Here is a 24454-nt window from a genome sequence, read left to right on the forward strand (position 1 = left end):
GATGAAACTACTACTATTATTATTATTTGAAGTTCATTATCAGATAAAGCAAAGAGCCTTTTTAGGTTTTGGGTTGATATTTTTATATTTCGGATATCTCGTTGGCAGTCAAGCAACGGCAATGGCCAATATAGATTTTAATTCGGCCTATGAGATTAATAAAAAAATAGGATTAATTAGTTTAGGAGTTCTGTTTGCTATTATGTTTTATACTATCAGTGGTGTATTAAGAGAGAAACACCATAAGATGGAATCATTGATTTATAGCAGCCCTATTTCTAAAAGAGATTATTTTTTGAGTAGAATACTGGGAGTATTTATGACTTCTCTTATAACGTTTACATTATCATTAGTAGGGTTGTATTTCGGATATTCCTTATCGAATCTTGATCCAGAACGATTACAAGAATTTCACTTTATGAGTTATTTTTGGCCTTGGTGTCTTATGGTACTGCCCAATGTGTTTATAGCAACTTCTATAATTACTTCTATAGCTATGTTAACCAAAAGTAATATAGCTGTTTATGTAAGTGCTATATGTATGTATATGGGATATTTTTTATGTGCTATTTTTTTGAATTCACCTTTAATCGCAAACTCCGTTGCACCTTCTCCAGAAAACATGATATTTGCCGCTATAGCGGATCCATTCGGGATTTCTGCATTTTTTGAACAAACTCAGTTTTGGACACCTTTTCAAAAAAACACACTGCTACTTTCTTTTTCTGACTTCTTTATGTGGAATAGAGTTTTTTGGCTACTCATTGGAAGTTCTATTTTAGTAGGAACCTATTATTTATTCTCTTTTAAGGAAAGTAATAGGAAAATTAAGAAGAAAGCTATTACTTTAAAAAACTCGAAGCATATCGCCTACAAGAGAGTATCTGTAACATTAAATACACGTTCTTCTTTTACCAGTTATTATTCATTAGTAAAATTAGAAATAAGCTCCATATTTAAAAGCCTACCATTTATGGCTATTGTGCTCATTTGGATTATTATTATTGCTACCGAAATTTTTGCTGGAGTAAAAGATAGCGGTCCTTATCATGAAAGTTATTATCCCACAACCAATTTATTACTGGAGTTAATAGAAATACCGTTTTATTTATTAAGTATAATATTACTTGTTTTTTATAGCGGTGAAATTGTATGGAGAGAAAAATCAACTAAAATAAATGAGATAATTTATGGAACTCCTACAGCCAACCATATCTTTTTTTGGTCAAAATTTAGTGCCTTATTTTTATTACCAGTGATCTTACTTATTATCAGTACTATGTTTTCTATTTTGTTTCAACTAAGCAATAATTATATTGAATTTGATTTCAGCCAATATATTAGTTTCATAGCAATAAATATAGCTAATCTATTGTTTTACATTTGTTTAGTGTTTTTTACTCAAAGTATTACTTCAAGTAAATATGTAGGAATGGCTGTTTCAGGTCTGATAATAATAATTTTTGGAACCCCAGTTTCTGGAATGTTAGGTATAGAACACTCGTTACTAAAAATAGGAGCTTTGCCACGGATAACTTTCAGTAATATGTATGGATATTCGGATACTTTAAAAGCTTTTGGGTATTATGCTTTTTGTTGGATATGTTTAGGTACATTATTAACCCTTGTTTCCTTTAAGATATGGAAGAGGGGCAATGAATACAGCTTTAAGTTTAGCATCAAAACCTTAAAAGCTAACTGGAATCTCCTACAAATTGCTTTACTAGTAATTGTAAGTGTTTTATTTACAGCATCCGTAGGCGTTATATATTACAATACCAACATAGTTTCTATATATACAAATAGCGAAGAAGTATTGGATATGAGTGAGAGTTATGAGCGGAATTACAAAAAACATGATACTCCAAGGCAATTAGTACCAGTAAGTTATAAAACGTACATAGATATTTTCCCCAATGAACGAAAATACCGTGTTAAAGTTAGCTGTATCCTAGAGAATAAAGGTAAAGTACCTTTAAAAGAATTACTGATTACAGAGGTAATTCCAGTAACTGAAATGACAATTGGAAAAGCAAGGTTAGAAAAACAGGATACCGAACATAACGTACGTTTATATAGCTTTGATAAACCTTTAGAGGTAGGAGAGCAGGTGTATTATAGTTATGTAATAGAAGATACTAATGAAGGTTTCGAAACTAGCAGAAATATAGTTAAAAATGGTACATTTATTAATAGAAATGCTTTTTCACCCATATTAGGATATACTAGCAACCTTGAAATACAAAATGCACATGAAAGACTTGAAAGAGGATTGCCAAAAAAGGTAGATGACGTACATGACAATGATCATTTTGAGATTAGTGATGTCCATTATCAAAAAATACCTATAGAAACCATTATTTCAACACAAGAAAATCAAACAGCAATTGCTACTGGTAAATTGGTCAATACATGGAAAGAAAATGATAGAAATTATTATCATTATAAATTTTCAGAACGAGTAGTTCCATTTATGGCTTATATTTCAGGGGAATATAAAATTAGTGCCACTACATATAAAGACATAGCTATAGAGCAGTATTATTTGCCGCAACATTATCACAATATTGAAAATATAACAAAACAAACAAAACAGACTATTGATTATTGCACACAAAATTTTGATGATTTTCCGTTTGACCACCTTCGTATAGCTGAATTACCAAATCACTGGCCCTTTGGTGGTATTGCTACCCCTGGAACCATTGTAATGGTAGAGGATAATTTATATTTAATTGATACAAAAGAGACTAATTTTGATGTTGTGGCTAAACGTACTATTCATGAGGTCGCACATCAATACTGGGGACATACATTAACTCCTAAAAACACCGAAGGAGCTGGAATTATTACTGAAGGTTTGTGTAAATATACAGAAGCCGCAGTAATGGAAAAATATATGGGTAAAAAGGTATTATGGGAATTGAATGAACAAGCCGCTACTAGATATTTTTCTGCAAGAGCTTACGCATCTAAGAAAGAAGCACCAATTTATTTGACAGATGATGAAGAATATTTAATTTACGGAAAAGCATGTATCTCTTTTTTAGCGATAAAAGAACTCATAGGAACCGATCAAATGAACAAAGCGATACAACGTCTTTTAAAATTGCATAAGAATGATATGGTACCAAAGGTTACTTCAGTAGCTCTGTTACATGAAATATATAAGGTAACTCCCGAAGAATATCATTCATTGGTTGATGATTGGTTTAAGAAAATAATCACCTATGATTTGGAATTAAAGAACAGTAGCATTAAAGAATTGGATAATGGGCAATATGAGATAACACTTTCTGTTGATGCGAAACGTTTTGAAATGTTGGAGACTGGTAAAATGGTAGAAATTGACCTAAACGAACCGATACAAGTTGGTGCATTTATAAACCACCCTAGCGAATCAGAAAATCAGGAGATTATATATTTAAATCACCATAAAATCTCAAGTAAAGCGCAAGAAATAAAGTTTATTGTAGATAAGAAACCGATGTATGTAGCTATTGACCCTTATGGAACCAGATTAGAGGAAAGAAGAGCAAATAATATCATTTACAGATAAATATTTCGTGTATAGGTATTGAATTATTTTAAGTTAGTTTAAGGCATAAAACTTTAGCATAGCCAAGCTATGGTTAAGTTTTATAACGCAAAAATAGCCACAAAAGAAATAATAGATATGCGAAATATTTATTTGTAAATCGTATAAGAAGTACTGTAGATTAAAAAAAGACTGCTAATCGTATGATATTAGCAGTCTTAAAATTTTAGATATTCATTACTTAAAACAGTTCCTCTAAAAGTGTATCATCCACTAGATTAGGTACCGTAACTTGTAAATTTGGTGTACGTTCCATTTCACGTTTAATAGCAAACAAGGCTTCTTTATTTCTGGCCCAGCTTCTACGAGCAATACCGTTATTTACATCGTAAAACAACATTTTTTTCAAGCGAGCATCTGCCGCAGCTGTACCGTCTAATAACATACCAAAACCACCATTCATCACTTCACCCCAGCCAACGCCACCACCATTGTGGATAGAAACCCAAGTAGCACCTCTAAAACTATCTCCAATAACATTGTGAATAGCCATATCCGCTGTAAATTTACTTCCATCATAAATATTAGAGGTTTCTCTATAAGGTGAATCGGTACCACTAACATCATGATGATCTCTTCCAAGAACAACAGGGCCTATTTTGCCTTCGGCGATAGCATTATTGAACGCTTCCGCAATTTTAGCACGTCCTTCGGCATCAGCATATAGAATACGCGCCTGGGAACCTACCACCATTTTATTCTTTTTAGCATCCTTGATCCACGTTATATTATCTTGCATTTGCAATTGGATCTCTTCAGGAGAGTTTTCCATGATTTCCTGTAATACAGTCGCTGCAATTTCATCGGTAGTATCCAGGTCTTCAGGTTTTCCAGAAGCACAAACCCAACGAAAAGGACCAAACCCATAATCAAAACACATCGGACCTAAAATATCTTGTACATACGATGGGTATTTAAAATCAATACCGTTATCGGCCATTACCTCTGCACCAGCTCGAGAACTTTCTAATAAGAAGGCATTTCCGTAGTCAAAGAAGTAAGTACCTCTTTCGGTATGTTTGTTTATGGCAGCTGCATGACGGCATAGTGTTTTTTGAACCTCTTTTTTAAATACTTCAGGCTCTTCGCGAATTAATCGGTTAGATTCTTCGTAAGAAATATCAGCAGGATAATAACCTCCCGTCCAAGGAATATGTAACGAGGTTTGATCGGAACCAACATGGATAAATATATTTTCTTCATAAAAACGTTCCCAAATAGTCACAATATTTCCAATAAAAGCAATAGAAACCACTTCATTATTCGCCTGTGCTTGTTTAACACGCGCTAATAAATCGTTCATGTTATCTACTAAAACATCCACCCATCCTTGTTCATATCTCTTGGTCGCTGCTTTTTCATTCACTTCTGCTGCGATGGTTATACAACCTGCAATATTTCCTGCTTTGGGTTGTGCACCGCTCATACCACCTAAACCAGCCGTTAAAAATATTTTTCCTTTGGGAGTTTCACCTTTATTTAAAATTTTGCGAAAAGCATTCATTACGGTAATGGTAGTTCCATGAACAATACCTTGTGGTCCGATGTACATATAAGATCCTGCGGTCATTTGACCGTATTGCGTAACCCCTAAAGCATTGTATTTTTCCCAATCATCAGGAGCAGAGTAATTAGGAATCATCATTCCGTTGGTAACTACCACTCTTGGCGCCTCTTTGGAAGAAGGGAACAAACCCATCGGATGCCCAGAATACATATGCAATGTCTGTTCATCGGTCATCGTAGCTAAATACTGCATGGTGAGTAAATACTGTGCCCAATTTTGAAAAACAGCTCCATTACCACCGTAGGTAATTAATTCTTCAGGATGCTGTGCAACAGCAGGGTCTAAATTATTCTGTATCATGAGCATGATAGCCGCTGCCTGCGTAGATTTTGCTGGATATTCTTTAATATCACGAGCATATATATCATAATTAGGCTTAAAACGATACATATAAATACGACCAAAATCGTTGAGTTCTTGCGCAAACTCAACAGCTAGCTCTTGGTGCCATTCTTTAGGAAAATAACGTAGCGCATTCCTGATGGCTAGTTGTTTTTCTTCTTTTGATAAAATATCTTTTCTTTTAGGAGCTCTATTAACTCCTTCAGGATATTCCCTTGGTACGGGTAATTTCGATGGAATTCCTACTACTATTAATTCTTTAAATGTCATTATTAGGCTACTTTAAATGCTTGTTCTTTAACTAATTTAATTAATGCATAGATATCATCTTTTAAAATTCTATCAGCTTCTAATTTAGCTACTTTACTGCGTATTAACGCAAAGTTTTCTTCTAAGATATCGGAAAAAGTATTCGGTCTTCTAAAATCCATAGCTTGCGCAGCATACATTAACTCGATGGCAAAAATCTTTTCTAAATTTCCAAGAATTTGATTGAATTTTCGTCCAGAAATACTTCCCATAGATACATGATCTTCTTGGCCTAACGACGTTGGAACACTGTCAGCAGAAGGAGGGAAGCACAATGATTTGTTTTCGGTTACTAAAGCAGCAGTGGTGTATTGTGGAATCATAAACCCTGAGTTTAAACCTCCAGCTTCTGTAAGTAAACGGGGTAATCCGTATTTTCCTTCTAGCAACAAGTAACATCTTCTGTCAGAGATATTACCGAGTTCAGAAGCGGCAATAGAAGCGTAATCTAGAGCCATAGCTAAAGGTTGCCCATGGAAATTTCCTCCAGAAATAGCTTCTGTTTCACTTAAAATAATAGGGTTGTCAGTAACCGAATTCATTTCAATCTCTGCCAATTCTTTTAAATGTTCATAAGCATTTCGCGACGCTCCATGAACCTGAGGCATACAACGGATAGAGTAGGGGTCTTGCACTCTTTTACAATCGTCATTGGAATGCGAATGTAAATTATTCGATCCTTCGAGTAACATTCGCATACGTGCTGCTACTGTTAAGTTTCCTTTAAAAGGTCTGATTTTATGCAATGCTTCTTTAAATGGAGAAGCACTTCCTTGAAAGCCTTCTAAACTCATAGCTCCAGCAACATCGGCCAAATTTAACAGGTATTCCATTTGCTGCAAACCGTTAATTGCATGTGCTAAAATAAACTGGGTTCCATTAATTAAGGCCAATCCTTCTTTAGCACTTAATTCAATAGACTCGAGTTGGTTGTTTTCTAATATTGTATGAGCAGGCTTTATGTCATTTCCAACCCAAAATTCACCTTCACCAAATAAAGGTAAAAACAAATGAGATAAAGGCGCTAAATCACCTGATGCCCCTACAGAACCTTGCTCTGGAACAACTGGTAACAAATCGTTTTCTATAAAATAAATAATACGCTCTACTACAGCTAATCGAATACCAGAATACCCCTGAGAAAGTGCGTGAACCTTGGTTATCATCATAATTTTTGACAAAAATTTGTCAATTGGATTTCCAACGCCTACAGCATGTGTTATCAATAGATTTTTTTGCAATAAGTTCGTTTCTTCAGGCGAAATTTGAGTATCACATAAAGGGCCAAAGCCTGTGTTAATACCGTAAACCGCTTTTTCAGAAGCTGCCATTGTTTCCACTTTGGCTCTGCATAGATTTATATTCTCTATTGCTTTTTCTGTTAAGATTCCTTTTAATTTGTTATTGGCAATAGCCATAACCTTATCAACCGTTAATTTATCTATTCCGTATTTAAACATGTTTTGTGTGCTTAAGTTTATTATACCATTTCTAATGTTGTACCTTTTACCATTTGAATTTCCCGTTATAAAACATCCTTTTTCTCTTTCTATTTCAATATAAAAGAAATCATAGCTACTGCTATTATTGATTTTCCTATCTTAATATAAAGAAAAAAATACTCATTTTCTTTTACAGTAAATTCAAACAATAACTGGTATTAATTTACTAACCATAAATGTTATGGTTACTGCCGATCATCGCTAAAACACAAAAATGACTGCAAGGAAATGATTGCGTAATTTTACTTAACAATCGGTATTACAAATTTATTGTTATTTTTGATGCTTAACAATACTATTATTGATTTAGATTAATAACTATGGGTTATCAATTAGAATATAGACATCTGAAATATTTTTTGGCGGTGGCCGAAGAACTACATTATAGAAAGGCCGCAGAAAAATTATACATCTCTCAACCTGGGTTAAGTAGGCAGATCAAGCAGTTAGAGGATAGTTTAGGAATGAAGCTGTTTGAGAGACATAATAGGAGTGTGGTACTCACTGAAGCAGGAAAATACCTTCAAAAAGAAATTACGCAAAATTTAAAAAGTTTAGAAGGAATTATCAATCATGCAAAGCTTATCAATGACGGTAAAGACGGGAATTTAAAGTTTGGCTATGTAGGCTCGGCTATGCAGGAAATAATTCCGAATTTATTAATAAAACTGAACCATAAATACCCGAATATTTCTTTTGGGTTAAGAGAAATGGACAATCAAAGTCAAATAGAAAGTTTATTATCTAACGATATTGATATTGGTTTTGTTCGATTAGAAAGAGTGCCTAGGAGTATTCATATAAAGACGATATTACTAGAACCTTTTTGTTTGGTTTTACCTAAAAAGCACGCTATTAATATTTTGAATTTTAAAAGTTTAGAGCAATTTAAGAACGCGCCTTTTATTTTGTTTGACCCTGAGTATAGTGTTTCCTACTATGAAAAGGTGATGCAGATTTTCGATGCATATGATTTTTCTCCTATTATCTCTCACAATACGATTCATGCAGATTCAATTTACAAGTTGGTAGCGAATGGATTTGGAGTTTCTATTGTTCCGAAGTCATTAATGAATACCCATAATAAAAATATTCAGTTTATTGAATTAACATCGATATCACAGCGCACGGCTTTGTCGGCTGTTTGGAGTAAGGAAAACAGAAACCCTGTTATACACAATGCCATGGAGCTTTTACCATTCATTGACTAGGTTACACTATTGGTGATGTGAAATAACTGTAACTAATTATAAATTACAAAAATAAGGTCTGGTAGATTATCCCATTTCTGATATTACTATTACGGTTTTAATTGTTTCTCGTAAATACCTATCTATAGATGATCTTATTTTAACACTGGCTTTTCTCTATTCGTTTCATGATATCATGCCGATGGTTATTTAAACCCTTTTAATGAATTAAGCAACATTAATAGCTAACTCCAAATTCCAATCGGTTTTACAGACGCCTCTCTCACCATCAGGCCTCACTTTCTGTTATGCACAGAAAGCAGAAGACATGATGAGACGAGTTTAGATGTTTGGCTGAGGGGAATCTCATGTTTTCTCGCATTAACATCAAACAATTCATGAACGCAATAGAAAAAGGTAAATAACCTTACTCTAAATTTAAGGGGAAAACTTTCTTAGTCGATGAACTTCAAATTCTAAACTCGGTTTTTATATAAATTTGGTTGTCCAAAACAATAGCTTTTTTCGTTTTATATGGAAAAAATGCTAATTTTGGAGGTGCAAATATGGATGTTTTAATCCATATACTTTTATTTATATTTGTTATGTAAACCATAAATAGTGTTTATGAATTATACCTTGCATCAACTAAAAGTATTTACGGAAGTTGTAGAGAAAAAGAGTGTAACGAAAGCTGCTGAATCACTTTTTTTAACACAACCTGCAGTTTCTATTCAACTTAGGAAGTTTCAGGATCAGTTTCCTTTAGCACTCACAGAAATTATTGGAAGAACACTGTATATTACCGATTTTGGCCGGGAAATTGCTGAATTGGCTCAAAAAATTTTAAGTCAGGTTGCTGAAATAGAACATAGAACAAAAGCTTATCAAGGAATACTGGCTGGTAAACTTAGAATCTCATCTGTTTCTACCGGAAAATATGTTTTTCCGTATTATATTTCTCGTTTCGTTAATAGGCATCCCGATATCGATTTTAGAATTGATGTAACCAATAGACAAAAAGTAGTAGATGATTTGGAAAGTAATGCGGTTGATTTTGGGTTAGTATCCGTTTTACCAAAACATTTATCATTATCAACATTACCACTAGTTAAAAACAGTTTATATTTAGTAGGAGGGAAAGAAAGGAAACTTAATTGGAAAGGGGATGCATCGACACTATTTTTACAAGAACCGCTATTGTATCGTGAAAAGGGGTCTGCTACGCGTAATGCGATGGAAGCTTTTCTTAATGGAAGAAATATACCAGTTACGAAAAAAATTCAATTGACTTCCAATGAAGCCTTAAAACAGGCGGTTATTGCTGGACTAGGCTATTCGATTATGCCTTTAATTGGGATTAAAAATACTATTGACAACGGGAATATTTCGATTATAGACTACCCTGGGTTACCGATTCATACACAATGGAATTTAGTTTGGTTAAAAAACAAATCGTTATCGCCAGTAGCAGCCGCTTTCATAGCGTATTTAAAGGCCGAAAAAGAGGATATTAAAGAGAAGTTTTTTAGTTGGATTGAACCCTAGTGGGCATAAATATGATCGATCGGTAAATTTGCATCAGAAATGAATGGTATAATTTGGGTAAACTCGAAATTAACCAATACAATAAGGATCCGAAAATTAGTGCGGTTACTGTTCAGGAATATTCATAGCCAACTGAAAATCTAAGTCAAGATTATTATTATGTTTGATGTGATTAGGCAGTTGAACAAGAGTGTCAGCGTTGTTTTTAAGATGAGATTTTAATATTCTGTGAATATCTCTATTGTCTTTTTGTTCTATAATTGCGTTTAAATAATCATCTACAGAAGCTTCTTTAGTGCTCTTTTTTAAATATCCGAAACCTTTATAAAAACCGTCTAGAACCAACACGTATGCATACTCATCATCTGTTAATCCTGCTTGTTTAATAATAAAATTTTCTGAGGTAAATTTCACCGATTCTAAGGCTTTTGTAGCTCGCTTGTTGTATGCTGTTATGGTTTCTGCCTCTCTACATATTCCTTTACATTTTTTTAGCTGGTAATGAAAGCAGCTACTTACATTGGTTTGTAAATGACAGTATTTTGGACATAAAACAAACTCTTCGCACAGTTTTTCTACAAAACTTCTGGCTTCGGAAATGCTGTAAAACTTTGCAATAGGATTAGGCGCTAATTTTAATTTATTCCATGCTAAATGGATAATTCCCATTCTGTCTTCATAACTAAACAGTCCAATGCTTTCGGTGGTTCTTCTCTGGGCTCTGTTGTATTTAGGGTAGTATTTTTTAATCTCTGAAGATTCTAATAATAAGGCTAAAAGCTCACTTCCTGTTTCAGTAAAAGAAATATCAGCAGTAGCCATGCACATTGAAATCTCTTTTTTCTTTTTATCGTAAAAGTGACTCAGTACCCGTTGTTTTATGTTGTTGGCCTTTCCTACATAAATAATTTCTTGGGCCTCGTTTTTAAAGTAATACACACCTGTTTTTTCAGATAAGCTATCAAAAACTTCTTTAGGAAGGAGTGGAGGCAGGGTCGCTTGTCGGGAACGAGGGTTTAAAAATGAAGCGAACACACTTTTTTCGTTGTCTTTATCTAACTGCAACAGTTTTTGAAAAAGAATAACCGTAGCTTCAGCATCTCCTTTAGCCCTGTGCCTGTCGTTAATAGTAATACCCTCAGAAGTACATAAATTACCAAGGCTATACGATTTTTTATTAGGTAGTAATTTTCTAGAAAGCCTAATAGTACAGAGTTTCTTACGCTTAAAGCTTAGTCCTAGTTCTTTAAATTCTTTGCTTATAATCCCGTAATCAAAATTCACGTTATGCGCTACAAACACCGTGTTTTTAGTGATTTCATATACTTTTTGCGCTATCTCGTAAAACTTTGGAGCATTGGCAACCATAGCGGGGGTGATACCTGTAAGATTGGTGATAAACGGAGGAATATTCGATTCAGGGTTTACCAGGCTAGTAAACTCGTCTATGATGGTTTCTCCATCAAAAATCAAAATACTTATTTCGGTAATTTTAACACCTCCATTAGTTTCTATATCTACAATTGCGTATTTCATGCGCTGTTTATTACATCATTTTTTCCAATGCTTTCAATTCAACTCCTAATTGATTTAACATTAGTGCAATACTACTAATTTTTAAGTCGCGTTCATCGTACTCTTGGGTATTAATACTACAGGTAAACTCCCATAGCTCCAATACCTCGGTTATAGGAACGTGATATGGCTGATAATTTTTATTGTCAGGCACCAATAACAGGCCTTGTTTTTCTTCAATTTTATCATATACCCTTTTATAGGTCATACCATCATTTGCCGTTACAATAATATAAGACGTACCGTCTTTTATATCTCGTATATCTTCCACATATTTTGCCACAACATAAGAACCATCTTTCATTGGCAACATAGAATCTCCTTTAATAGGGAAAGCTCTGTGTTTTCCAGTGGGTAGAAAAGGAAGTTTTATTTTTTCTAGTTGTTCTATATATTCCGGGTCGTCATAGCCCAACAAATACCCCGCAGATGATTTTACGGGAACCACTTCGATTAAATCCGTATTGTCTATATCTACAGCAATAGGAAATAATACCCGTTGATTTCCTATTTCTATAAAAGAAGTATCGGTGGCATAGGTCAAATCATTTTTAATCAACACATCAATAGGAAGTGAAAAATACGCTGAAAATTTTATAAGCATATCGATAGGAGGGTCTGATCGACCTTCTTCATAAGAGCCTATTTTAGAGCGGGTCATCTGAGTTTCTTCTGCTAACTGCTCTTGCGTATACCCTTTCAACCTTCGTAAATGTCTAATGTTTTTTGCGATATAATTCATAATGCTACAAATATAAGCAAGAAAAGCTATTTTTTGTAGCTAAATTTGAAAAATGTTTTTAAACAATCATACATATTACAGTTTACGGTACGGAACTATAGCTCCGAAGCGATTATTAGAGCTTGCCAAAGAGCATCGTTTTAAAACACTTGTACTAACAGATATCAATACTACTTCTGCGTGTATGGATATCGTTCGGTTGGCTCCCAAATATACTGTTAAACCAGTGGTTGGAGTTGACTTTAGGAACGGAATTCAACAACAATTTGTGATCCTTGCTAAAAGCAATATAGGTTTTGAGAATATTAACCGCTATTTATCAGGGTTTTTACATCAAAAATCTTTTGAAATTCCCAAACAAGCTAAACGACTGTCACATACTTTTGTAATATATCCTTTTAAAAAAGGGGCAGACTTCAGGCTTAGTGAACATGAGTTTATAGGTATACGCAAAGAAGAATTGGGGCAATTAACGTTTTCAAAATGGAAAAACAGGCTTGACAAGCTGGTGGTATGGCAAAGTATTTCTTTTGAAGATCAAAAAGGATTTAATACACATCGATTGCTTCGTTCAATAGACAATAATACGCTGTTAAGCAAGCTTCCTGTATCGGAACAAGCTTCTAAAAGCGATTGTATTATCAGTGAAGAAGAGCTTAGTAATGCGTTTGCTGAATACCCTTTGATTATTCGGAATACCCAACAATTGTTAGCGCAATGTTCTATAGACTTTGATTTTTCAAATGACGAGCCGAATAATCAAAAATCATATACCAATAATGAAAATTTAGATTACCGATTGCTTGAAAAATTGGTGTATGGCGGACTTAGTTATCGGTATCAAAAAACCAGTGATATCATACAGGCTCGAATTCGAAAAGAGTTGCAAATTATTAAAGATAAAAGGTTTGTTTCGTATTTTTTAATCAACTGGAAAATTTTAAAATACGCGCGATCTAAAGGATATTTTTATGTAGGGCGGGGTAGTGGTGCCAATAGTATAATTGCTTATTTACTTCGTATTACCGATGTAGATCCTGTTGAATTGGATTTATACTTTGAGCGTTTTATTAATTTATACAGAAAAAATCCCCCAGATTTCGATATCGATTTTTCCTGGACCGATAGAGATGATATTACTCGTTTTATTTTTGAACGATTTAAACATACTGCACTTATTACGGTATACAATACCTTTAAATACAAAGCGGCTGTTCGCGAGCTAGGGAAGGTATTTGGCTTGCCGAAATCTGAAATTGATCTTCTTTCCTCTAGGCATTACAATTACAATAAGCTAGATAAGCTTTCGCAGTTAGTTGTTATGTATAGTAGCTATATTCAGGGATTTCCTAATTATTTAGGCATTCACGCTGGAGGAATTTTAATTTCTGAAAAACCAATTCATCATTATACCGCTACCTTCATGCCTCCGAAAGGGTATGCTACCACGCAATTTGATATGGTAGTAGCAGAAGATATAGGTTTGTATAAGTTTGATATTTTAAGTCAGCGAGGACTGGGAAAAATTAAAGATGCTGTAAACATTATCCGTTACAATCACCCAGACATTGCCCCTGTAGATATTCATGATATACAGCGATTTAAAAAAGATTCTCGTATTAAATACTTGCTTAAGAGCGCCCAAGCAATTGGTTGTTTTTATGTAGAATCGCCCGCAATGCGTATGCTGCTTAAAAAGTTACAGGTAGATGATTATTTAGGCTTGGTGGCCGCTAGTTCTGTGATCAGACCAGGAGTAGCAAAATCAGGAATGATGCGAGAATACATTCTTCGGTTTCGATATCCTGAAAAAAGAAAAAAAGCTCCTCCGGTAATGTTGGCTATTATGCCAGAAACGTATGGCGTAATGGTGTATCAGGAAGATGTGATTAAAGTGGCTCATTATTTTGGAGGGCTTACTCTGGAAGAAGCTGATATGCTGCGTCGTGGAATGTCGGGAAAATTCCGGTCTAGAGAGGAGTTTTTAAAGGTAAAAGACCAATTTTTTCAAAATTGTAAGCAAACAGGAAAATCGCCGAGATTAACACAAGAAGTATGGAAACAAATAGAAAGTTTTGCGGGCTATGCTTTTGCCAAAGGGCACTCGGCTTCGTATGCTGTAGAGAGCTATCAAAGCTTATTTTTAAAAGCCTATTATCCGCTTGAATATATGGTGGCTACGATTAATAATTACGGTGGTTTTTACCGAACGGAGCTTTATGTACACGAGGCTCGAATGCACGGAGGAATTATCAAAGCTCCTTGTATGAATAAGAGTGAGCATCAAACGGTTATTTATGGTAAAGAGATTTTTATCGGCTTTATGTTTTTACAAGCTCTAGAAAGTAAAACCATTCATAAACTCTTAGAAGAACGCAATGCATCTGGACCGTTTAAGAGTTTGGATGATTTTATTGAGCGGGTACCTATTTCTATAGAACAAATGTCAATTCTCATTAAAATCAATGCTTTTGCCTTTACGGGAAAGAACAAGCGTGTTCTTTTGTGGGAAGCACATATGAAAACGAATAAGATACCGGTAGAAGAGCAGCGAATAACACTTTTTAAAACGGAGCGAATCAGTTATAATACGCCTCAGTTATCTTCTTCTGTGTTAGAAGATGCTTTTGATCAAATAGAGCTACTAGGATACCCTTTGTGCAGCCCTTTTGTGTTGTTGTTGGAAGAGAGTTCTTACCTTCTTAAAGCAAAAAAACTACAGCAATATAGAAATCAAATGGTTGTTATTGAAGGCTATTTGGTAACGATTAAAAAAACAAGTACTTCTAATGGAAATCACATGTATTTCGGAACTTTTTTAGACCGTGATGGGGAGTTTATTGATACGGTTCACTTTCCGCCAGTAGCAAAAAAGTATCCTTTTAACGGTACAGGAATCTATCGTTTACACGGAAAAGTAATAGAAGAATTTGATTGTATTACTCTTGAAATTACCAGCATGAAACGATTGGCAATTATTGAAGATCCGCGCTATGCAGATAGTAGAAAAGCACAACGACCAACTTCAAAACGAGTGATATGAGTGAGCGTTCAATAGTACATATGGATTTGGATACTTTTTTTGTTTCCTGCGAGCGATTAATGGATAACAAGTTACATGGAAAACCAGTGCTTATCGGAGGCACATCTGACAGGGGAGTGGTGGCCTCTTGTAGTTACGAGGCGCGTACTTTTGGTATACATGCTGCCATGCCTATGCGTATGGCAAAGCAGTTGTGCCCAGAAGCAATTGTATTGCGAGGTAATGCGGGGATTTACACCAAATTTTCAGAATCGGTTACTGAAGTGATTAAAGATGCGGTGCCATTGTATGAAAAAACTTCTATTGATGAGTTTTATATTGATTTAACCGGAATGGATCGTTTTTTTGGATGTCATCAACTGGCATCGGAGCTCAGACAGCGAATTATTAAAGAAACAGGATTGCCCATTTCTTTTGGAATGTCTGTTAATAAAACGGTTTCTAAAATTGCTACAGGAGAGGCAAAACCTAACAATGAAATTAAAATTGAGAAAGGAACCGAAAAGCCTTTTTTATCGCCTTTATCGGTGAAAAAAATACCTATGGTGGGTGAAATAACCTACCGATCTTTATGTGATTTGGGGATTAAAAAGATACAAACGGTTCAAGAAATGCCAGTAGAAATGATGGCTAGGGTATTTGGTAAAAACGGTATTGCTATCTGGAAAAAAGCCAATGGTATTGATCACAGTCCTGTACTACAATATCAAGAACGTAAATCTATTTCTACAGAACGTACTTTTGATAAAGATACAACCGACGTTCGTAAACTGGAGAGTATTATAGTAGCAATGACAGAAAATTTGATATACCAACTTCGCAGAGGTAATAAATTAACCTCTTGTGTGACGTTTAAAATACGGTATTCTGATTTTCAGACGTATACTTTGCAAAGAAAGATTCCGTATAGTTCGGCAGATCATAAAATTATTCCGTTGGTTAAAGAATTGTATAAGAGTTTGTATAAAAGAAGATTGTTAGTACGTTTGATTGGCGTAAAATTTAGTCATTTAGTAGAAGGCGGCTATCAAATTGATTTGTTTGACGACAATGAAAAGATTATCAGCTTGTACCAGGCAATGGATAAAATGCGTGAACGTTATGGCGACCGCACTGTGATCCGTGCTGTAGGTATGGAAGCTAAAAGTATTTCACGTTGGAATCCGTTTAACGGTGAACCACCGCCATTATTACCAAACAGGAGAAAATAGAAAGAGATGGTAGTTGTTTTATACTATTGATGAAAAAAGGGTATTCTATTTTACTAAATACTCTATTTAACATAATATTAATTATAGTACATTTTTAATATTGGATTATCCAGTGGATGATTCAATATTAAAACAATATTTAGTTATAGATTTGATGTGTGTTATTATGTAGCTATAATTCTATATTATGTAAAATATCCCAGAATGTTCAAAGTTCTTAATAAACTGTATTACTTGGGTCATTTAGCATTTGTTTTAAACTTTCGTGAGAATTTCATATTCTGTAAAATGGTTCATGATTTTTTAAATACGCGGTTTTCAAGAAACATTGTAACTATACATTTGTAGCCATAATTAGCCGTTCTGTAAAATTGCCTCTTGCCAAAATAGCTCGTATTGCTTTTTAAAAATAATTATGCTGTCGCAGTAATTTTTTCAAACACAATTTGCCAACACTTGCCACCGCACAAAAGCTAACATTTCGTTGTAATTAATAGTATCGTATTTGAAGATCATTCCGTTTATATTTTTCTCAGGAGCTTTTCGTTAAGTTCTGCGCAAGAGCATAAATTTAATAAAAAATAAAATTCTATACACTTGTTCTATTTGGAACTATTATTGAATATTTTTTGTTTAGTGCTTTTAATATTATGTTAAATAGATAATAAACATTGTTACTATTAATCTTTAATTATTTTCTTTTTTTCTTGATGAAAAAAGAAATCGACTTTAGAAGATTCACGAACACCCTTAAAATATTAACGCGTGAGCTAAACAAAAAAATCAAGACTTACATATAATTTTGGAAACAATTACGGTTCGTTTCTTTATATTTTAGGATAGATTGGAAATTTTTAAGAAAAAATTAAAAATATTTTATAATTGGAAAACTTAACAATATGTACTGCTAACTCCCTAAAATATTACGTTCCACTCTCCTATTGTTTTGCCAAAATTTCATAAACCACTTTTCTATAACTCTAAATTCTATTAGATATAATAAATCATTATAATGATTTAAATTAACATTTATTTTACGACCTAAGTTTAATGTTTATTAGGTATATTATTATTCTAAAATTAATATACCTAATAAATTTAATTACTCGGGTAAAAAAAGGCTTTTTAGAAAACATGTTATTGATATGTGTCCACCGGTTTTTTACCTTAAAAAAAATAACTTTTAACCTAAGGAATATACTATTCCCTCTAGGATAAGGAATAATTTTGGTGTAATCTTTACTAAAATCTGTAATGTCAATGTTCAAGCCTGTATTAATAGAGTGGTATTCCAAAAATTCCACCCCTTTTTCAAAACAATATTTATGCTTGTTCATTTTATAATATTCTATTACTTTATAACTATTGATAGTTTTATGTTTTTCTCTTAACTTAATTAAATCAATAGGCCAATTTGAATGGTGATGTATTTCTTTGTATCCGTGAATAATGGATAAATAAAATTCAAATTCAACGTTTGGAATAAGTGCATTTTTTATAAGTTTATGCTCTTTCAAATCATTCATCATTAAATTGAATAAATCCTCGTCAATTAAATGGTTGAGATTCCAATGTAACTCTAGTGTTACATTTTTTTCTTCATTGAACAGATATGCATGATGATTAAATTCATAACTAAATCTGGGATGTTTTTGTATAATTTTTATTGACTCTAATGAACCATTATATCCCAGTTTTTTTAATTCTTTTATAGCTGGAATTATATCCTTAAAATCTACTAGCATATCAATATCTGACATCGGTCGGTATTCAACTTTATCATAATTAGCATACAAACTAACACCTTTGATTAATACAGGTTTTATGTTTATTTTATTAAGGGCAATACATGCTTTTTTTAATTCATTGATAATTATATTGGTTTTAAACCACCAGTATTTATTTACAATATTTAATCTTTTATTGTGTTTACTCTTTATATTATGTGTTTTTAAAATGGATATTAAATAGGGGACTAACCTAGCTCCTCTTCCATCTAATTCATCAAGGTTATCAAGTAATTCAACATACTTCCATAATTTTACAAATTCATCTTTGGTTTTACAAAGACACAAATCTAGTATGTATAAATCTAAATTTTTTTCTCCCATGTTAGTCTAGTTTAATAATCTCATCAGCAATTTCTTCAAACCCTGTTTGGTGACTAATGAACAGTATTATTTTATCTTTTTTTAAGCTTTTTATTTGATTCATAAGAATTGCAATTGATTTCTTATCGAGATGGTTGAAGGGTTCATCTAAAACAATTAATTCCGAATTATATAGTAATTCTCTAATTAACACAAGCTTTTTGGCTTCTCCACCAGAAACACCTTCATTATTTTCGGAAATTGTTTTATTAAGATTCGATATTCCTTTTGAAAGCAGTGTTGAAAGCCATGATGCTTGTAGCTTTTCTAAAGGAAACTGTTTATCTTCGTGTCCAAACGTAATATTTTGTTCTATTGTGCCTGCAAATAATATTGTTTCTTGGTTAATGTAAGCAAATCTATCTCGTAGGGCACTTACACTCTCCCAAGGTATTTTTTGTTTATTGACGTAGTAATCGCCTTTTTTTGGTTTTATTAAGCCAAGTAATACCGAAGATAACGTAGTTTTTCCTATTCCATTTTTCCCTGATAAGAGATAGATACTCCCTTTATTTAGTTGAATTTCAATATTATTTAGTAAAGAATTATCTTCTTCATACGAAAAACAAATATTTTGAAGTGTAATTTCATTTATATGATTTAATTTTACTTGATTAGATGGGGTTTTATCCTCTGATTTTAAATCAAGGAACTCAGTTAGTTTATTTGTCGATGCAGTGGCATCTAGGAAACTCATAATGCCTCCAGGTAATTGAGCTATACTTGATTGAACAACACTTGCAATAAAAAAAGTAAAAATAAACTCAGAAAGGCTTACAACATCACTATTTACCCATAAGCCACCAACTACTAATAATACTATTTTAGATACTTGACTGGTAACTTGGTTAACTATCCTAAATTTAGCACGAGCTTTCATTATTGTACTATTATCTTCTAAAAACTCCCATGTCTTTTCTTTAAAATCTGATGTAGCTTGATTAAAGCCACGTCCCATCTTAACTAGATTGTATTTATCAATAGTTGAACTAATGTTTACATCCTGTTTTCTCCAACTGTTATGGAACATTTGGGTAAGTGGTCCCAATTTTTTGTAACTAATCCACTGAAAAAAACATATAAAAACATAAGTTGCTAAAAACAGCACAAACAAATGAAAATTAATATAAGCTATAAATAATACCATTACGAGAGAAATGATTGTATATGGAATAATAATTTCTAATACGGAATTAATTCCTTGACGAACTCTGTAGAAACTTGTTATAAAAACATCAAAATAAAAGACACGCTTTTGCTTTTTATAAGTAAGCCATTCTAATGAATAAAATTTTTTAGAAAGTGTTAGGTAAGCTTGTATAGATATTTTATTATTAATATTGACATTTATGATTGTTTGCTTGTAGGCAAGCCATTGTGATAATCCAAATAAAGAAATTGCAATTGGTAGATTGTATTCTATAGTCTCCATATTTAATGCCCCATCTTTGAATATACTTTTATACAAAAGAATTGGCCACAAAATAGATAAGAGTATCCTAACAATGGAAACACCTAACGATAGTAGTAACTTTGTTTTTGTTTTTTTATCAAAAAACTGTTTGATAAAAGAATAGAATATAAAATACTTTGAGTGTTTATTTTTCATTTATGTAATCCAAAAAACAGATAATTTAACAAACCCATAAATACGTTGTATATTGAATTTTATAGTTAATTAAGTTTACTAATTACGTTTTGCATCAATATGTCGTTTAATAGCTTTTAAATAATCTAAACGATTAACATTTTGAGTCATATTATTGCCATGAATCCTTCGGAAAGCTAATACTTCGTTTATTACCTCGTATTTTACGTTATCATTTATAAGCTTACCAAACCACAAAACAAAATCTGCCAAACTTACTTCATTATTAAATTTTCCATAGGTATCAAATAATGATTTAGCACCTAAAAAACATAACTTATTCAAACCTTTCATATCTTTTTTTCTAGCAGAGTATTTTGAATCTTGATTTTGCAAAGAATCAAATTCTTGAACTAGCGTAAAACAAACAGTAAGATCAGCCGATTTTGTTAATAAACTGTATTGTTTTTCCAATTTGGTTTTTTCCCATAAGTCGTCTGCATCAATAAAGGCAATGTATGTTGATTTTGACAATTCAAGCCCTGTATTTAGAGAAGTTATTTGTCCACTATTCTTTTGCTTTATTGAAATTATTCGAGCATCCTTTTTTTGATATTCATTTATGATTTCCTCCGTAGTATCTGTTGATCCATCATTAATAATAATAAGATTAAAGTTCTTAAAAGTTTGGTCTAAAACAGATTGAATAGCTTCTCCAATAAATTTTTCACAATTATATACAGGAAGGATAATATCTATATCTTTTAGAGGAATTGTATTACTATTTAGTTTCATATTTAACTATTGCTTCTCTTTTTGTTCATATGCTTAATTTTTTTATGCAGTGCTTTTAATCTATATCTAGCGGCTTCATCAGGATATTTCATTACTGTATTATTTCCATGAATTTTATATATAAAAACGGGGTTATCAATCACCTTGATATTTAAACCGTCAGTTTTTATTCTGTTATTCCACTCCAAATCTTGAGCCATTCTAAATTCTTCATCGAAATAGTAACCTTTTTCGAATACTACTTTTCTAACTAAGGTAGCGGATAAAAAAAAATGAAGTTTTTCTGGCTTACCTTCAACCACCTTATGTGTAAATTTTACTCCAGGTTTAATATCTAAAATATAAGCACCGTAAGCTATATCTAAATCTGGAGATTCAAAAAGAGGTAATAAGTGCTTTATTTTATCTTTTAACCAAATGTCATCAGCATCTAAAAAGCTTATAAACGGACTTTTAGCTAATTTTAGTCCGTGATTTCTAGCTATAGCTGATCCTGAGTTTGTATTTGTTTTTAAAACAGATATATTGTTGTATTTCACCTCATACTTTTTAAGTATTTCATGATTGGCTTGAGTAGAACAATCATCTATAATAATGATATTGTAGTTTATTATATAACCCAAAACATCTTCTTGCTCCTGAATGGACGCAATTGCATCTCCAATTTTATCAGCATCATTATAAGAAGGTATTATTACGTCTATATTCGTTGTCTTCATAAAATTAATCTATAGTCTTGTTTTTTCTATTTTCCATTACTGATTTATGAAGAATCGTCATAAGTATTCCTCTGTGAGTAAAGCTTGAAGTTAGCGTAGTATTATTACCATGTATCCAACGAATTAACGTTGTGTTCTCTATAGTGGCACACTTAAATTTTGCTTGGTAAAGTCTAGCCTTCCACTCTGTATCTTCTCCTAACCTCATCTCTTCATCAAAGAAAAACCCTTGATCAATTATTTTTCTTTTAATCACAAGACTTCCTACAAGTTCTTGCCTTAATTTTATCTCATTATGTTTCTCTTTGCCTTTATATGCAAGATTTTTAGCAATTTTTTGTTGGGTCTTTCCTATTACAATATCAATTTGGGGATCTTGGAATTTAGGAAAAATGTTTTTCAATCGATCTTTTGTCCATAAGTCATCAGCGTCTAAAAACGAAATAAACTGCCCTTTTGCTTTTTTTAATCCCTTATTTCTGGTGTAAGCTGGACCTCTATTTTCTTTATTTCTAAGTATTTTAATATTCTTGTGATTTGCGTAGAGATCTTGAATTTCATTAAATTTATCATCTATAGAATTGTCATCTATAATAATGATTTCATAATCAATTTTGAGATTTAAAGCCCCCTCCTGCTCAAGTATAGAGGTAATAGTATTTTTAATGTTTTTACCATTATTGTAGGTAGGAACGATAACACTAAGTGATACTTTTCTCATTATTTTTGTTCAACAAAATTAGTAAAAGCAGCTATATTGGTATTTGTGTTTGTTGATAGTTTCCAACGGTAACACTTAGATGTGTTTATTAAATAGGATAATTTTTTATGAGAAGTTTTACGATTTACCGTTTGTTGCATTATGGTATTTGGAGCAAGTGATAAAAAAGTATTTAAAGAATTGTTTTTTTTTATAGAACTAGTATCTCCATCCGTAATTTCAGGGTGTATAATCCCTTTAATTTTCGCTGTCCTTATCCAACTTTTTTTAAGTAATTCATCGGGTTTTAAAATTGCTTTTGTTTGCCTAAAACTATCTGGGTTTATTAAGTACTCTTCCAAATGCATAAAGTTTTCTAAAAAATTATCAGTTCTTAATTTGGCTGTCTGATATAAGGATACAACTTTATTATTGCCATCATCACCAAACTCAACCCATACATAATCATCACCAATGTATTTGTAGCCGTTTAGCATCAGATTGATTGAAGAAGTTGATTTTCCTGATCCTCCTTTTCCTACAAGTAGGTATCCATTATTTTCATCGGTAGCTATAGCACCTCCATGAATTAATTGTGCAGGTATTTCTTTTGACCAAATGTGAAATATTTCTTTAAGATAAGCACTTTTTTCCCACCAAGCAATATTATGAAAAGAGCTGTAAATACAAATTCCTATTTTCGCTTTGTGATCGAATAAAAGTAATTTATCCCAATTTCTATAGTATATAATTTGATAATGACCTTTTGATAAATCCACATCCCTTCCATCTTTAATTGATTCTGCATCTACTATTTCTGGAAGTTTAATTTTATGCTTCAAAGTGCTATTATCAACAACATAGATTGTTAATTCAACAGCACTCGGCTTTTTAGACAGTATCAGAAGATCAAATAAAGGTAATATTTCATTTGTCAACTCAACACTGGTGAAATTCAATGCTATATTTCTATGTGAAAGTTTTAGATAACTTTTATGTAATTGTTCTTCTCTGTCTATTGTATCTAAAACATAATCAAAATATTTATGAACAATCATTTTTTTTCATCACTTACTTTCCACTCATCCTCACTTATCTCGTGAATAGGGTCTAATAATAGTAATTCTTGAAGATCTGTAAAGGTTGAAAATTCCGATTTCATGTATTTAAGGGATTCTTTTAATATTACTTTTTTTGATTTTTCTTCTGAATCTACTAATACAATAACCTTTTCGTCCAGCATTTTATTATAATACTCATTCAATTCACTTTCAATTTCGTTGCTATTTTCTTGAAGTTTATTTGCTATTTCATTAAATACTTTTGAAGGGTCCTGAAAAGGAAGCTTGCCTAAAATTTGAGTTGCTATTCCCGAAAGCGAATAATATATCCCTGTGTCTAAATTTGCTATGATTACATCCTCGTCAAATACATCTGCGATTAATCTAGGATTTAATATATGAACCATTCTTTCTTTTGAAAACAAATATAAAAAAATATTTCAAATTTGATTAACTGGATGTAGCTTTAATTGGCATCAAAGTAAGCTCTATTTGCATAAATTTAATTATATAAAAGTAGTGAAACAAAATGATTTAGATTTAATTTTACACACATTCCTACTTCACTCCTATCATCACTTCGGGCAAAGGGTATTTACTCGCTCCTTTCCTATTTTATAAATAGGAGCTCGTGAACCCTAAAGAGTTTCATTACATTTTTAAATAAACTTTTGAGTAAAAAAATGAAGAAAAAATGCGTTTTGCTAATGCTTTTTCCAAAGCAAAGTAACATTATGCAGAATACCATAGTACAAAGACATTGTTTAGAAAAGAAATTAACATAAACCATCCATGAGACATAATTATTCCCCAT

16 protein-coding genes are annotated in these 24454 nt (G+C 32.4%); 5 read left to right on the plus strand and 11 right to left on the minus strand.

The window, feature by feature from the left end:
• Position 1: 1 nt before the first annotated feature.
• Complete coding sequence (locus tag AC2TDS_RS01575) at positions 2-3559, plus strand: ABC transporter permease/M1 family aminopeptidase (protein ID WP_484737378.1); 3558 nt, start codon at positions 2-4, stop codon at positions 3557-3559.
• A gap of 220 nt (positions 3560-3779) precedes the next feature.
• On the opposite strand, the gene hutU is transcribed toward AC2TDS_RS01575, so the two are convergent.
• Both hutU and hutH read right to left on the minus strand, forming a co-directional pair.
• On the minus strand, positions 3780-5777 hold the full coding sequence (gene hutU / locus AC2TDS_RS01580; protein WP_484737379.1) for a urocanate hydratase: 1998 nt from the start codon (positions 5775-5777) through the stop codon (positions 3780-3782).
• A gap of 2 nt (positions 5778-5779) precedes the next feature.
• Positions 5780-7276 (minus strand): histidine ammonia-lyase, encoded by a 1497-nt coding sequence (hutH, locus tag AC2TDS_RS01585; RefSeq protein ID WP_484737380.1) that lies wholly within the window; start codon positions 7274-7276, stop codon positions 5780-5782.
• Between the two features lie 362 nt (positions 7277-7638).
• Between hutH and AC2TDS_RS01590 the strand changes: the two genes are divergently transcribed.
• Together AC2TDS_RS01590 and AC2TDS_RS01595 are read left to right on the plus strand one after the other, a co-directional pair.
• On the plus strand, positions 7639-8529 hold the full coding sequence (locus AC2TDS_RS01590; RefSeq protein ID WP_484737381.1) for a LysR family transcriptional regulator: 891 nt from the start codon (positions 7639-7641) through the stop codon (positions 8527-8529).
• A gap of 606 nt (positions 8530-9135) precedes the next feature.
• Positions 9136-10056, plus strand: coding sequence for a LysR substrate-binding domain-containing protein (locus AC2TDS_RS01595; protein ID WP_484737382.1), 921 nt, complete (start codon positions 9136-9138; stop codon positions 10054-10056).
• Between the two features lie 105 nt (positions 10057-10161).
• Here the strand turns inward: AC2TDS_RS01595 and AC2TDS_RS01600 are convergent, their stop codons facing one another.
• Both AC2TDS_RS01600 and AC2TDS_RS01605 read right to left on the minus strand, forming a co-directional pair.
• Complete coding sequence (locus tag AC2TDS_RS01600; protein WP_484737383.1) at positions 10162-11592, minus strand: exonuclease domain-containing protein; 1431 nt, start codon at positions 11590-11592, stop codon at positions 10162-10164.
• 10 nt (positions 11593-11602) lie between these two features.
• Positions 11603-12373 carry an XRE family transcriptional regulator gene (locus tag AC2TDS_RS01605; RefSeq protein WP_484737384.1) on the minus strand — a complete coding sequence of 257 codons (771 nt, stop codon included), beginning with the start codon at positions 12371-12373 and terminating at the stop codon, positions 11603-11605.
• Positions 12374-12425: 52 nt separating this feature from the next.
• Here AC2TDS_RS01605 and AC2TDS_RS01610 point away from each other — a divergent pair, with 52 nt between their 5' ends.
• Entirely contained in the window at positions 12426-15416 is a 2991-nt protein-coding gene (locus AC2TDS_RS01610; protein ID WP_484737385.1) for a DNA polymerase III subunit alpha, read from the plus strand.
• The gene (gene dinB, locus AC2TDS_RS01615) at positions 15413-16627 is read left to right on the plus strand and encodes a DNA polymerase IV (RefSeq protein WP_484737386.1); all 1215 of its coding nucleotides are present in this window, start codon (positions 15413-15415) and stop codon (positions 16625-16627) included. Before AC2TDS_RS01610 ends, dinB begins: the two co-directional genes overlap by 4 nt.
• Positions 16628-17661: 1034 nt before the next feature.
• On the opposite strand, the gene AC2TDS_RS01620 is transcribed toward dinB, so the two are convergent.
• From AC2TDS_RS01620 to AC2TDS_RS01650, 7 genes are all read right to left on the minus strand, one after another.
• Positions 17662-18738, minus strand: a complete 1077-nt coding sequence (locus tag AC2TDS_RS01620; RefSeq protein ID WP_484737387.1) for a nucleotidyltransferase family protein — start codon at positions 18736-18738, stop codon at positions 17662-17664.
• A 1-nt stretch (position 18739) separates the two neighbouring features.
• Complete coding sequence (locus tag AC2TDS_RS01625) at positions 18740-20386, minus strand: ATP-binding cassette domain-containing protein (RefSeq protein ID WP_484737388.1); 1647 nt, start codon at positions 20384-20386, stop codon at positions 18740-18742.
• Between the two features lie 78 nt (positions 20387-20464).
• On the minus strand, positions 20465-21160 hold the full coding sequence (locus AC2TDS_RS01630; RefSeq protein ID WP_484737389.1) for a glycosyltransferase family 2 protein: 696 nt from the start codon (positions 21158-21160) through the stop codon (positions 20465-20467).
• A gap of 2 nt (positions 21161-21162) precedes the next feature.
• Complete coding sequence (locus tag AC2TDS_RS01635; RefSeq protein ID WP_484737390.1) at positions 21163-21879, minus strand: glycosyltransferase family 2 protein; 717 nt, start codon at positions 21877-21879, stop codon at positions 21163-21165.
• Between the two features lie 4 nt (positions 21880-21883).
• Complete coding sequence (locus AC2TDS_RS01640) at positions 21884-22600, minus strand: glycosyltransferase family 2 protein (RefSeq protein WP_484737391.1); 717 nt, start codon at positions 22598-22600, stop codon at positions 21884-21886.
• Positions 22600-23637 carry a phosphoenolpyruvate carboxykinase (ATP) gene (locus tag AC2TDS_RS01645; protein WP_484737392.1) on the minus strand — a complete coding sequence of 346 codons (1038 nt, stop codon included), beginning with the start codon at positions 23635-23637 and terminating at the stop codon, positions 22600-22602. The genes AC2TDS_RS01640 and AC2TDS_RS01645 overlap by 1 nt, the downstream gene beginning before the upstream one ends.
• Positions 23634-24047 (minus strand): hypothetical protein, encoded by a 414-nt coding sequence (locus AC2TDS_RS01650; protein ID WP_484737393.1) that lies wholly within the window; start codon positions 24045-24047, stop codon positions 23634-23636. The genes AC2TDS_RS01645 and AC2TDS_RS01650 overlap by 4 nt, the downstream gene beginning before the upstream one ends.
• Positions 24048-24454: the final 407 nt, after the last annotated feature.

The organism is Tenacibaculum profundicola, from assembly GCF_057220795.1.